This is a genomic window from Blautia glucerasea, assembly GCF_020537505.1.
Taxonomy (GTDB): Bacteria; Bacillota; Clostridia; order Lachnospirales; family Lachnospiraceae; genus Blautia_A.
Genome location: NZ_JAJBMO010000015.1, coordinates 1 through 13,071, shown reverse-complemented (window position 1 = coordinate 13,071; position 13,071 = coordinate 1). Strand labels below are relative to the sequence as shown.

General features: G+C 41.7%; 12 protein-coding genes. 9 read left to right on the top strand and 3 right to left on the bottom strand.

Going from position 1 to position 13,071, the window contains the following annotated elements; translation table 11 throughout:
• Window positions 1–8 precede the first annotated feature (8 nt).
• The 3 genes from LIQ05_RS12270 to LIQ05_RS12260 all read right to left on the bottom strand — a co-directional run bounded on the left by LIQ05_RS12270 (window position 9) and on the right by LIQ05_RS12260 (window position 1,793).
• Window positions 9–662, bottom strand: coding sequence for a CpXC domain-containing protein (locus tag LIQ05_RS12270; protein ID WP_015521698.1), 654 nt, complete (start codon window positions 660–662; stop codon window positions 9–11).
• A gap of 65 nt (window positions 663–727) precedes the next feature.
• The gene (locus LIQ05_RS12265; RefSeq protein WP_226820974.1) at window positions 728–1,252 is read right to left on the bottom strand and encodes an ImmA/IrrE family metallo-endopeptidase; all 525 of its coding nucleotides are present in this window, start codon (window positions 1,250–1,252) and stop codon (window positions 728–730) included.
• Between the two features lie 82 nt (window positions 1,253–1,334).
• Window positions 1,335–1,793 (bottom strand): helix-turn-helix domain-containing protein, encoded by a 459-nt coding sequence (locus tag LIQ05_RS12260; RefSeq protein WP_005423558.1) that lies wholly within the window; start codon window positions 1,791–1,793, stop codon window positions 1,335–1,337.
• Window positions 1,794–2,007: 214 nt separating this feature from the next.
• On the opposite strand from LIQ05_RS12260, the gene LIQ05_RS12255 reads away from it, so the two are divergent.
• The 9 genes from LIQ05_RS12255 to LIQ05_RS12215 form a co-directional block, all read left to right on the top strand.
• Window positions 2,008–3,330: a DNA repair protein gene (locus tag LIQ05_RS12255; RefSeq protein ID WP_055163282.1), complete on the top strand. Its 1,323-nt coding sequence runs from the start codon at window positions 2,008–2,010 to the stop codon at window positions 3,328–3,330.
• Between the two features lie 14 nt (window positions 3,331–3,344).
• Window positions 3,345–3,761: a hypothetical protein gene (locus tag LIQ05_RS12250; protein WP_226820972.1), complete on the top strand. Its 417-nt coding sequence runs from the start codon at window positions 3,345–3,347 to the stop codon at window positions 3,759–3,761.
• Window positions 3,762–3,995: 234 nt separating this feature from the next.
• Window positions 3,996–4,223, top strand: coding sequence for a hypothetical protein (locus LIQ05_RS12245; RefSeq protein ID WP_005334838.1), 228 nt, complete (start codon window positions 3,996–3,998; stop codon window positions 4,221–4,223).
• A gap of 619 nt (window positions 4,224–4,842) precedes the next feature.
• Window positions 4,843–5,502 carry a sigma-70 family RNA polymerase sigma factor gene (locus LIQ05_RS12240; RefSeq protein WP_033126083.1) on the top strand — a complete coding sequence of 220 codons (660 nt, stop codon included), beginning with the start codon at window positions 4,843–4,845 and terminating at the stop codon, window positions 5,500–5,502.
• Window positions 5,503–5,964: 462 nt separating this feature from the next.
• The gene (locus tag LIQ05_RS12235) at window positions 5,965–11,226 is read left to right on the top strand and encodes a SpaA isopeptide-forming pilin-related protein (RefSeq protein WP_226820967.1); all 5,262 of its coding nucleotides are present in this window, start codon (window positions 5,965–5,967) and stop codon (window positions 11,224–11,226) included.
• Between the two features lie 68 nt (window positions 11,227–11,294).
• Window positions 11,295–11,441, top strand: a complete 147-nt coding sequence (locus LIQ05_RS12230) for a hypothetical protein (protein ID WP_162290843.1) — start codon at window positions 11,295–11,297, stop codon at window positions 11,439–11,441.
• On the top strand, window positions 11,428–11,706 hold the full coding sequence (locus tag LIQ05_RS12225) for a hypothetical protein (protein WP_055163284.1): 279 nt from the start codon (window positions 11,428–11,430) through the stop codon (window positions 11,704–11,706). Before LIQ05_RS12230 ends, LIQ05_RS12225 begins: the two co-directional genes overlap by 14 nt.
• Window positions 11,707–12,270 (top strand): PcfB family protein, encoded by a 564-nt coding sequence (locus LIQ05_RS12220; protein WP_055163285.1) that lies wholly within the window; start codon window positions 11,707–11,709, stop codon window positions 12,268–12,270. It abuts the gene before it with no gap.
• On the top strand, window positions 12,267–13,071 hold an 805-nt coding region (locus LIQ05_RS12215; protein ID WP_226820965.1), incomplete at its 3' end, for a type IV secretory system conjugative DNA transfer family protein. The genes LIQ05_RS12220 and LIQ05_RS12215, both read left to right, overlap by 4 nt.

Below are 13,071 nucleotides of genomic sequence, written 5' to 3'. Positions count from 1 at the left end.
CAAATATACTATTCGTTTTCTGCTTCGGCAAGTTTGTTAAGGATCCACTCCCTATTGATAACTATTTCATCATCATCGCGGAGATCCTTGAAATCATTGCAGTGTGAAGAAGCAAATTCATACATATTGTCAATGTCAACTGCACCAGTAATCTCACCCTTATTAATGATTACAAGAATATTTGTTCCGTCGTCGTCGACAGCAAAGCGCAGTTCATCAAATTCTATATCGGGATCATTTTTGAGAATAGAATCTGTCGCAAGTAATTTAACAAGTTCCATTACCCTGTCATCTTTACCTGCATCAAAGATCTGGATCTTTTCAACGAGCTGATTTGCTGATGTCACAATCCGGTATAAGTACTTTTCGGTACGATAATCAGCCAAAGCATTTTCTCCATAAAACATTTCATATGTCTTCTCTACTTCTGATTCAGGAACCAGATAAATCATGACAAGATCTTCCATCTGGTGATAGAGTGTAGGATAGTTTAAACGAAAGGTCTCTCCACAGTTTGGGCAGGTATAAAGGAAAATAGACTGATTAAGTACCTTCTCTTTCATTGCAGGATCCAGTACAGTATTAATGCTGTCCCAGACTTCAAAATCTCCCTCATGATGGCAGGAAGGGCAGGTTACCTTTTCTATATGATGTTTTGACATAAATAATCCCCCTTTCAGTGAGATAAATCTATAGTTTTCTTATTGTAGAATACACTTATCCTTTATTATTTTGCCAGGAAATTACTCTGAATCTCCATCGGCATATGATAAGCCTGGCCTCGTTTTGTCAGGCTGTATAATTTAAAGCTCATGAGTTCCGGAGTCGCATTCAATGAACTGCAGAGTCCGAAATAATCCAGGTCTTCGTTCTGAACCATCTCTTCAATGTCTTCATCTTCAATCAGCAGATCGGCAGCAAACAGATTGGCCTGATATTCTGTATTATCCGTCATATTGTAGAGGGTATCATCTTGCATCGGAGCCATTTTCAGCTGGGAACGATGCAGAATGATATGCCCTAATTCATGGGCGGCAACAATCATCTTTTCTTCTTCTGAAAGGAAACTACTGATCATGACATAGATCGTCTTGCAGCTCATAAAACAATATCCTTTCAGTGTCTTATATCTGGAAGTTTCCCCGACAACAATGTTCATCTGATCCATGATCTCAAATGGATCTCGGGTTCCATATTTCTTGATTAATTTCTTTGTTTCTGTATATATGTAAGTGTTTCTCAAATAAATCACCTCAAAAGTAAAAAATAAAAGGGCAGAAATATCCTTGTAACTATAAGGTAACAGATTAGGTGTACAATAATCCCGCCTTCTATTATTTTTCCTCTTGGTTTTTCAGATATTTTTTCGGTGTAAATTTCTTTGCACGTCTTTTGGAATCCAGATAAAGGCTCTGGATCTCATCCATAAAAGCTATTTTATCTTCGTCTGTCAGTGATCCACCGGCAAACATAGCTGCAGCCTGTTCCAGAATCTGCTGAGCCTGTCTGGCACCACGGTTACCAAACTGTTCGGATGCTTCTGTGATAAAAGCTTCATTCTCACTCATGAGATAAGAAACGTCACACTGTAATGCATCTGCCAGTTTCTGATACAGAACATTTTGTTTTGGAAAACGTCCTTCTACTTCCCAGGATCGAATAGTCCTATATGAAACACCAACCATACTGGCCAGTTCCTGCTGACTCATCTTTTTTTCTTTTCTTAATGATCTTACTTTTTCACCGAATGTCATAAACATACCTCTTTCTAAGCCCTGTCTTATAAGTTTCATTAGCCGCTTCAAGGCAAAACGGGAAATGTGTTTCCTTAAAAATAAAAATTAATCTTGACAAAGGGAAATATCTCTCCTATAATGTGAATCACAGATAAGGGAAACATCTTTCCTATAAGATACACAATATTTCCTCTTTTGTCAATGGATATGTGAAATGAATTTCCTGTAATTCAATGAAAACAGGAAGGATAGACAATCATTGATAGTCAAAATGGGATACATGTTACAAAAAGAGGAAAGACGTATGGGAGGTGGCAATGTGAGTCAGGATCAGACTTCTATTATCTGTATTGATTTGAAGTCCTTTTATGCTTCTGTAGAATGCGTAGAACGTGGGCTGAATCCATTTAAAACAAACCTGGTGGTTGCAGATCCTACCAGATCAAAGTCAACAATCTGCCTGGCAATCACTCCGGCCATGAAGGCGCTTGGCATCAAGAACCGGTGCCGGATCCATGAGATACCGGATTGTGTGAAGTACATTACAGCCATGCCGAGGATGCAGTTGTACATGGATTATTCCGCAAAGATCTATGGAATCTATCTGCGGTATGTCTCAAAAGAAGATATCCATGTGTACAGTGTTGATGAGTGTTTTATTGATGTGACAAACTATCTGCAGCTTTATCATCTCACTGCAAAAGAAATGGCGGTAAAGCTTATGCAGGCAGTCATGGAGGAAACTGGCATCACTGCAACTGCAGGTGTGGGAACCAATCTGTATCTTGCTAAGATTGCAATGGATATCGTAGCAAAGCATGTGGATGACCATATTGGAATCCTGGATGAATTCTCTTACAGAGAGCAGCTATGGGATCATAAACCATTAAGTGACTTCTGGAGGATTGGATCCCGGACCGAAAAAAAACTGGCCGGTTACGGGATCCATACGATGGGCGATATCGCAATGGCTTCTTTAAGATCCGAAGACTGGCTGTATAAGATGTTTGGGATTGATGCAGAGCTGTTGATCGATCATGCATGGGGTTATGAAACATGCCGGATGAGTGACATCAAGAACTATCATTCTGAGGAACACAGCCTATCGAATGGCCAGGTGCTGATGCGAAATTATTCTTTTGACGAAGCACTCGTGATTGTAAGGGAAATGACAGACAACCTGGTCCTGGATCTGTTTGAAAAGGGACTGGTGACAAGTTCTATCACCTTATGGATTGCATACGACCACAGGTATGAGCATGAGGCATCCAAAGGAACAGTAAAACTTGAAAGAGGAAGTAACAGTTCCAAAAAAATCATAGATGCAGTGGCAGATTTATATCTCAGGATTGCAGACAAATATACCGGAATCCGAAGAATCGAGGTGTGTGCGAACAGGGTTGCTCCTGAAAGTTATGTGCAGTACAGCCTGTTTGATGATCCCAAACAGACCGATAAGGAACGGCATTTACAGGAAGCAGTATTGAATGTAAAGCAGCGTTATGGAAAGAATGCGATCATGCGTGGATCCAATCTGCTGGAGTGTTCCACCTATAGAGAACGCAATGAACAGATTGGTGGTCACCGTGCTTAGAGGAGGTGCAAAAAGTGCTGGCAAGTGCATATCAACCGTATTTATATTTACCAAGACCGGTTTCCAGGAGGCATCCCATGGATGTAGGACGCAGGGCAAAACAGTTTGCTCCATTTGCGGCACTTCGTGGACTGGATGAAACGATCCGGCAACAGGAAATCATTTATGAACCAAAAAGAGATTTATCTGAGGAAAAGAAAAATGAGCTGGATATGAAATTAAGAATCCTGGCATATGGAATGAAGATACAGGCAACTTATTTTCAAAAGTCATGGAAGAATCCATTAATTGGTCAGTACCATACATTATCTGGAACCGTAGAATTTTTTGATCCATCAGTCCACTTACGGATTGATGATACCGAGATTCAGATCCAGGACATCTGTGATCTGACTGGTGATGTATTTGAAACTATTGAAATATCATGTTAATTAATCACAGCGGAATTTTTTATACCGGAAAGAGTGAGTGGTAGCTGGTGAAAGGATAAAAAAGGATGCACAGATCGACAAAGCAGATCTGATCAGAATAGAAATCGTGCTGTTCGTGTAGCTTTGGCACTTACGGAATGGATGGCATGATGCTCATAAGGCGGATTTGATTTCCCTTTGGTCCGTTGAGTAATAAATGGAGAAATATCTTATTGCTTAAAGGAGGAAGCCTATATGGGATCAGGTGCTATTAAATGGCATGTACACTGCTCTGTATGTGGAGCATTTATTGAAAAGAGCGCACAAAGCGATTCAGAAGTGGAGTGCAAAAAATGTCGCAGTACATTGGAGATATTTGTAAAGGATGATATGGTGTCGGTTCGTCCGATCCACATCCGAGATGAACAATTAAAGTCCAGGATGCGGACGTATTCCCGAAAGATGATGAATCAGGGATCATAACAGAATAGAATGAGCTGTCTGTAGTAAGTGTTGGATTTGGCAGGAACCATCAAGAACGCACCAGATAGCAAGAGTTTGTCAAGGAGCTGAACCTGACTGGAATCACTAAGAGCCCGGCAAAACATTTACGGATACACTGCAAGATCAGAAGTATTTTCTGGTTTTGGAGATTGTTGAAGTATTTGTTTTGTCGGGCTTTTTTGATGTATTTCAAAAAATTTTTAAATTTTTTGTCGTACCCCACTGTAAAACAGGCTCTCAGCGTTTCGTTATATAGAGGTTGAATTCTCTTCTGCAAAAATAATTGCAGAGAGAGATTTTGATAATATGACACAAAGGAGGAAGCAAAGATGACTGAAATCGAATACCAGGAATTTGTAAGGCATTGTCCTTACGATGCTATGGGCGATTATTCCATGTTTCGCAAAGAGCAAACAGAGAATGAATCAGAAGATGCACATATCAACTGAATAAGCCAGGCAATCTGGCAAACTTAATCTAAACGCAGATACATGCGTTACAAAGGAGTCGCGGATTCCCGTTCAAAAAAAACGGGTGAGTTCGTGACCTCTTGTACTGCAGTTCTTTATGTCTGTGCAGAAATTTCATAAAAGATGGAATGGACCACCCGGAGCCGAAAGGCAGAAAGGTGGTCTTTATGTTGACATTAAAAGAACTGAAAAAAATCGTGAAAGTTGCTGATGTGGAGAAGAGAATCCCAAGCGTGAAATCCTTGAAGGAACACAAAGTTGTAGTAAAGGAAATGATCAATGCAGATACAACAATCTCTGTTTATGATCACGGATATGTACTTTATACAGCAGGAAATCAATCAACCGTATTTCCGCTTCATAGTTGTGATGACTATGAATATGTGAGTGTAACTGGCGATAACAAGGAATTCAATAAAGAGTTCTTTGATAATGAAAACTGGTATATCCGTCTGCTGATGGAGGCTGAAGACCGTATGGCATACAGCCAGAGCAAAATCAGCACCAATCATGGTGTGTTTTCTAACAGCGATGTTACAGATGATGCGGAGATTATGAGAGGATCTTCAAAAGATTTTGTTGACGATGTTATCGACAGAGAAATTCTAAACGCTTTGATCAAAGAGTTAACAGAGAGACAAAAGACGGTACTCAATCTGGTTTATTTCGAGGAAATGCGTCAGCAGGATGTTGCAGATTATCTGGGAATCAAACAGCAGAGTGTAAATGACCTCCTGAACAGGGCATTAAAAACGATGAAAAAAAAGGCGGAAAACGAAGAATTTTAAAAAAATTGAATTAGACCACTGTAAAACAGGCTCTGAGCGTTTCGTTATATGAAGGGTTTGCATAGAACACCTTCATGTACCTTGAAAAATGAATAGCCTGCCCGGAGTGATATTCGGTTTGAACATGCATAGAGCGAAAAGCTGCGTGTCTGCCAGAAGAAAACGTATCAGAGATGGAAACTGATATAGGAACGGATCCGGGAAAGAAAACAGGAAAACGCTTAAATCTTAAATCAAAATAAAATGTCTGAATCTGAAAAGAGGATGACAGTAGAAATCATGTGGCGGTATTTGTGACAAACAGGTACCGCCATATATTTGTGCTGTTATCTCAGCTTGTGCTGACTGTCCCAAATAGCGCAAATTTCAGGAAAGGAGGCGATCATCTTCGTATAAAAGATAATACGCAGACACGAACAGATAACCATACACAAAAAAATCAGAAAGGAAGGATTTAAGAGAATGAACGTGAAAAAGAAAGCACGCAGGGTGATGTCCGGTTTACTGACTGCAGTAACGGTTCTATCGACGGTACTCTCTCCCGCTGTTGCCTATGCTTCTGATGATGCCGGATCTGTAAAAAAGATTCCGTATTATGAGGAGATCAAGGATCAGTTGGATGAAGATGAAGTGGTAACTGCAAAGGATTATGAGATCAAGGTTGGAGACAATTTCGATGTAAAGAGTGATTATACCGGTCTTACGATCCAGGATGACAGCAAAGTAAAAGTTACATTTCAGGAAGCAAAAGATACGGATGGAAATGACTTTTCTACCGATTATGCCAATTCCTATAAGGCAGTCTATTATGTAGAACCACAGACAACGGATCACCCAACCTACCAGATCAATCGAAAGATCGTGGTAAAAGAAGCGGATCAGCAGAAAGATTCGCAGTCAGAAAGTTCTTCTGATCAGGATGCTGGTTCTTCCGATAAGACAGAAACAGAGGATTCTGAGGCTGACTCGTCTACAGAGGAAACTGGTGCTGCTGACACGGAGAGCAAAACAGAACTGACAGAAAAAGAATTTGATGCAGAGATCGAAGCAACGGAGGATCAGGAGACCGTTGATCCGGAAACAGGGATCACACTCTCAGAGGTTATGCAGGAAGCGGTTGACCAGGAAGTTGCTCTTGCAGATCTTGAAGCAGGCGAAAGTATTACTTTTGATATGCCAATGATGCTTGCTTCCGGTGAAACAGGAACAAAATCAGTCACCGTCACAGCCGGTTCCTGGTACTATTACGCAGATTATGGATTAGGTTCTTATCTGACTTGTCCATATTATGTGAAATGGGGAAACATCAATGCGACAGCATACTGTGTTGAACCATCGAAAAAAGGACCGGGAAATGGAACTTATACGATCCAGAAACTTGCCGATGGAAAGACACTTGCAAAGGTCTGCTATTACGGAACAAAAGCAAGTGATGAGAATGGTTTCTTCGATGAGAAACATCCGGATTTTCCGGCAGGAAAGAGATTCATCATTACCCATCTTGCAGCGGCTTATGCAAATGGATCCAGTGACTGGGCATCCGGAACCAATGCGACAGGAAAGAACCTGGCAATGGAACTTTATAACTATTGTGTAAATATGCCGGACATTCCGTCTGTAGATATGAGCTTTTCCGAATCTAATGTAAAGGCTTATGTGGAAGGAAACAGCCAGCGAACAAGTGTGATCACATTCAAAGCAGATAAACTGCAGACGATTACATTTAAGTTGCCAAGTGGTGTAAAGCTTGTAAATGTGTCAACCGGTAAAACAAGTGCTGCAGGAGCAAGTGTAGAAATCAGTGGAGGTACACAGTTTTATCTGACAGCACCACTTGATCAGGCAGAGAGCGTCAGTGCTACATTTTCTTCTCAGATGAAGGGAAGCATTGATAAAGAATACTCTGCTTACAAGATTGTAACAGGATCCGGAACACAGGATCTGGCTCTTGTTTTCGGTGAAGGTGTCGGAAATGAGAAATATGTGGATTTTAAAGTAACCTGGACAAAAGAATGTAAGGTATCCATTGTAAAGAAAGACCAGGATACAGGCAATGCACTGGCTGGTGCAGTGTACGGGATCTATTCCGATGCTGCATGTACAAAGCTGATCGCAGAGATGCCTGAAACTGATCAGAATGGTGCTTCACAGCTTACAATGGAAAAGACACAGGAAGTTGTTTATCTGAAAGAAATCTCTGTTCCAACAGGGTATCAGATTGATACAAAGTCTTATAATGTGACTCTTGCTATCGGAAAGACAACGACCAAAAATGCAACGGATAAGCGAACAAATGCAAAGCTCAACATTGCAAAACAGGATGCTGAGACAGGCAATGAAGCCCAGGGAGACGCAACACTGGAAGGTGCGGTATATGGTCTTTATGCAAGAGAAGACATTGTTCATCCGGATGGAAGAACCGGAACAATCTATAAGAAAGACACCCTGATCACATCCCTGACAACGGATAAGAATGGCGAAGCTTCTGTATCAGATCTCTATCTTGGAAAGTATTATCTGAAAGAGCTTAGTGCTCCGGTGGGGTACGTACTGGATCCGACAGAACATGATGTGGACTGTACTTACGAAGGTGCTACTGTTCCGACAGTAGAAAGAACTTCTGTATGTAAAGAAACAGTCATTAAGCAGCCGTTCCAGATCATTAAAGCCGCAAACAATGGAAAGACCGATGCAGATCTTCTGCAGGGAGTCGGTTTTTCAGCATGGCTTGTCAGTGATCTGAAAGTAAAAGCAGATGGAAGTTATGATTTTGACTCAGCCAGACCAGTTGTACTGACTGCAGATGGCCAGGCAGAAATGTTTACCGATGAAAAAGGATATGCAAGATCGATTCCGCTTCCATATGGAACTTATGTGGTAAGAGAAACCACAAGCAAACACAACTATGCACCGGTTGATGATTTTATAGTGAAGATCACAGAGAATCATCCGGATACACCGCAGACATGGCGAGTGCTTCTGGATAAAGAATTCAAAGCAAAATTAAAGATCATCAAAAAGGATGCAGAAACACAGAAATCTGTACTCCTGGCAAATACTGAGTTCAAGGTATACGACCTGGATAATCAGAAATATGTGGAACAGACAACATCCTATCCGAAGCCAACGGTACACAAATCCTATTTCACAAATGAGGAAGGATACCTGGTACTGCCAAAGAATCTGAAACCTGGCAACTACCGGATTGAGGAAGTGACGGCACCCGATGGGTACACAATATCCAAAAACTATGTGACAGTTGCAGTTGATACAGATACTGCTTATCTGACCGATCCTGTCACAGGAGATGCAGTCATTGATGTGGAATATACCAATGCCCCGGTCAAAGGTCAGTTAAAGATCTATAAACAGGGTGAAGTGTTAAAGGGATTTGATAAGGACTTCCAGTATGAAATGGCTGGACTTGCAGGTGCTGAATTTGAAGTCTATGCGGCAGAGGATATCTATACTGCCGATCATCAGGTAGATGCAGATGGACAGAGAACTCTGTATTTTGCAAAGGATGCACTGGTAGCAACCGTCACAACGGATGCAGATGGTTATGCAACCGTAAAGAATCTTCCACTTGGCAGGTACTATGTTAAAGAGAAGAATGCACCGGACACTTATGTGTTAAATACCGTGCCGGAAAATGTCGAATTTGCTTATGCGGATCAGGATATCAAAGTGATTGAGAAAGAAATCTCTGTCACAGATGAACGACAGAAAGTGTCGATTACGGTCGAAAAACAGGATGCTGAGACAGGTAATACAGTAGCCGGAGCAGTGTTCGGTATTTACAATGCAAAAGACATCCAGACAAAAGATGGAAAAGTGATCGTCAAAGCAGATACTCTTTTACAGGAAATGATTTCTGATGAAAAAGGTCAGGCAGCATGTACACTGGATCTTCCACTTGGAAGCTATTATGTAAAAGAACTGAAAGCACCGGATGGATTCGTATCTTCTGATGAAGTACTGAGATTTGATGCTTCTTATCAGGGGCAGGATGTACAGACAGTAACATTAAAATCCGTAAAGAAGAACCAGCCAACAACTGTTGAGATCACAAAATCAGATGCAACAACTGGTGTAGAACTGGATGGAGCTTATCTGAAAGTAACGGATAAAGATGGAAATGTGGTAGACAGCTGGACATCTTCCAAAGATGCACCGCATGTGATCAAATATCTGAAAGTGGGTGAGACTTATACCCTTCATGAAGAATTTGCACCGCATGGTTATCTGGTAGCCAATGATGTGACATTCACAGTCAAAGATACCGGAGAGGTTCAGAAAGTGGAAATGAAGGACGAGGTACCGGTTGGTGAACTCATCATCAACAAAAAGGGAGAATTTCTGGATTCTGTTACACTGGCCGATAAGGTCAAAGGTGTGGTGGAACACATTTTCAACTATGTAACCGGAAAGCTGACAGATGTTACTTTTGAAGTCTATGCTGAGGAAGACATCAAGGCTGCCGATGGCGTCAGTGACGATTACTATAAAAAGGATGAACTGATTGCAACGATCAAGACAGATGAAACCGGTATTGCAAAACTGGAAAATCTTCCACTTGGTAAATACTATGTGAAAGAAACAGGAACTGCTTACGGTCATGTACTGGATGGTGAAATCCGTCATGTAAATCTGACTTACGTGGATCAGAATACACCGGTTGTAGTCTATGACAAAGACTGGCAGAACAACCGTCAGAGAGTAGAAGTCAGTGTACTTAAGAAGGAAAAAGATTCTGACCGTACACTGGAAGGAGCTATCTTTGGATTATTTGCCAAAGAAGACATTAAGTCTGAGACAACTGGTAAAGTCCTGATCGAAGCCAATGAGATCATTGAACTGAAATCTACGGATGAAGAAGGAAAGATCACATTTGTTGCAGATCTTCCAATAGGAGCCACTTACTATGTAAAAGAACTCTATGCACCGGATGGATTCGTAACCAACGATGAAGTAAAGGAATTTACTTTTGAGTATGCAGGTGAGAATCAGCCGACTGTAACCTATGATTTTACCTTTGAGAATCAGCCAACCGTTGTAGAATTTACCAAATCCAGTCTGACAACCGGAAAAGAACTTCCAGGATGTAAGCTGAAAGTGGTAGATGCCGATGGAAATATCGTGGATGAATGGACTTCCGGTAAAGAAGCACATGTGATCCGTGAGCTGACTGTCGGAAAAGAATACGCACTGGTTGAAACAAAACCGGCCGATGGTTATGTGACAGCTGAAAGCGTGAAGTTCACCATCAAAGATACTGCCGATGTGCAGAAAGTTGAGATGAAGGATGATGTGACGAAGGTGAAAATCTCCAAACAGGATATCGCCGGAAAAGAACTTCCGGGAGCAAAACTCACGATCCTTGATCAGGATGGAAAAGTTGTGGAAAGCTGGACCAGTACAGAGAAAGCACATTACATCGAAATGCTTCCAATCGGAAAATACACTCTCCGTGAAGAAACAGCACCGGATGGCTATCTGGTTGCAAAAGATGTGGAATTCGAAGTAAAGGATACTAGTGAAGTACAGCATGTAACCATGGTAGATGAGGAAAAACCGGCAGAAAAGACACCGGAAGGTGGAAAACCTGTCAGTGATTCACCAAAGACTGGGGATAACACCAATCTGTGGCTGTGGTTTATGCTTCTCGGCATTGGTGCGACTGGTACAGGAGCCCTTGCATTTATGAGAAAAAAGAAACACTAATCAAATAAGAATGAGCGTTCATGGAAACCGAAAGGAATCTGTGGACGCTTTTTTAGATGGGAGAAACCATGAGAAATATCATTATTTTTGTTGCTCTTCTGGGAGCAGCGGCAATATTTACAGTTTTGTATTGTCTCATTGCTGCCGGAAGTCAGGCAGAGAAAAAACTGACAGAAATCATGAGAAAAGAGGAAGAACAGAATGAAGACAAATAAAGATCTGATCATAGAACCAAATGCAGCTATAGAAGGAAGAAAGTACAGCGAAGAAAAGCCATGGTCCTGTAAGTACTGTTACTGGTGGGGAAGCAAAAAGAAAGGCTGTAACTTGAAGCAGTGCCATTATCTGCTTCCTGAAAAGAAAAAAGCGGTAAAAACAACACCATGTGGTGGCTGTCCGTATGGAAAACATGTTCCATGCATCGGATATTGTATTGCCCGTCTTCATTCTGAAATGAAAGGAAAGAAAGGACGTGGGTAATTGCAGGAAGAAGTAAATCAGAAAGTGATCAGCCTGAGCATCCAGGGAGTCAAGATCACTGCCAGTGTGCTAAAAGCAGCCCTTCGGAAGTTCCTGGAAATGGACAACCGGAGGAAACAGAAAGCAACGCAGGTGAAAATGGCTGAAAAGACCGGACGGGCCCAGGAGAAAGGAAGGGAAAAAGCCCGAAAAAAGATTGAAAAGAAAAAGCCACATGGAAAGCAGACCATCAAGCAGCTGAATGCACAGGGAGTACAGCTTTCCAACATAAAGATCACAGATGAAAATATCAAATCCTTTGACCGTGTGGCAAGAAAATACGGGATTGATTACAGCCTGAAAAAAGAAGTCGGTGCGGATCCACCGAAATATCTGGTCTTCTTTAAGGCTAAAGATGTGGATGTGATGACAGCGGCTTTCCGGGAATATGCCGGAGTAGAACTGAAAAAGAAACAGGTGAAGAAACCATCGGTCAGAAAGAAACTGCAGAAATCTGTAGAAAGAAAAGCAAAGCACCGCCAGCGTGTGAAGCAGAGACAAAAATCCAGAGGTCAGGAACGATGATGCGGGAGAAATTACAGAAGATCCAGATCAAACGGCTGGTGATCTTAAATCTCCCATATTTCTTTATCTTCTATGTAGCAGATAAAGGATCCTGGCTGTACCGGCATTGCCTGGGAGAAAGCATGGTCCAGAGACTTGGCGTGATGTTAGTCAATTTTCGACTGGCATTTTTAAGCTGGCTGCCAAGTATCGCTTTGCAGGACCTTACAGTAGGTGTTCTGGCTGCAGGTGCATTAAAACTGGTTGTCTACTATCGTTCTAAAAACGCAAAGAAGTTCCGGCAGGGTGTGGAGTATGGATCTGCAAGATGGGGAAACAGAAAAGACATCGAACCCTTCATGGATCCGGTTTTTGAAAACAATGTCATCCTCACAGAAACAGAACGTCTGACCATGAACAGCCGACCAAAAGCTCCGAAGTATGCCAGAAATAAGAATGTGATCGTTATCGGTGGTTCCGGATCCGGAAAGACAAGATTCTATGTGAAGCCCAATCTTATGCAGATGACGGACCACGTATCCTATGTGGTCACCGATCCGAAAGGAACGATCATCGTTGAATGCGGGAAGATGCTGGTAAATGGAGGATACCGGATCAAGGTATTAAATACGATCAACTTTAAAAAGTCCATGCATTACAATCCGTTCCATTATATCCGGAGTGAAAAAGATATCTTGAAGCTGGTCAATACCATTATCGCAAATACCAAGGGTGAGGGCGAAAAATCAACGGAAGATTTCTGGGTCAGTGCGACTCGTTCGCAGACGGTAAAAAGTCTGCGCACGAGCAACGGTTTTCCGT

Excerpts from the sequence above, each read along its gene's own strand:
- LIQ05_RS12270 (WP_015521698.1), bottom strand. The coding sequence starts at position 662 with ATGTCAAAACATCATATAGAAAAGGTAACCTGCCCTTCCTGCCATCAT.
- LIQ05_RS12230 (WP_162290843.1), top strand. The coding sequence starts at position 11,295 with ATGAGAAATATCATTATTTTTGTTGCTCTTCTGGGAGCAGCGGCAATA.
- LIQ05_RS12260 (WP_005423558.1), bottom strand. The coding sequence starts at position 1,793 with ATGAAACTTATAAGACAGGGCTTAGAAAGAGGTATGTTTATGACATTC.
- LIQ05_RS12235 (WP_226820967.1), top strand. The coding sequence starts at position 5,965 with ATGAACGTGAAAAAGAAAGCACGCAGGGTGATGTCCGGTTTACTGACT.
- LIQ05_RS12255 (WP_055163282.1), top strand. The coding sequence starts at position 2,008 with ATGGGATACATGTTACAAAAAGAGGAAAGACGTATGGGAGGTGGCAAT.
- LIQ05_RS12240 (WP_033126083.1), top strand. The coding sequence starts at position 4,843 with ATGGACCACCCGGAGCCGAAAGGCAGAAAGGTGGTCTTTATGTTGACA.
- LIQ05_RS12225 (WP_055163284.1), top strand. The coding sequence starts at position 11,428 with ATGAAGACAAATAAAGATCTGATCATAGAACCAAATGCAGCTATAGAA.
- LIQ05_RS12245 (WP_005334838.1), top strand. The coding sequence starts at position 3,996 with ATGGGATCAGGTGCTATTAAATGGCATGTACACTGCTCTGTATGTGGA.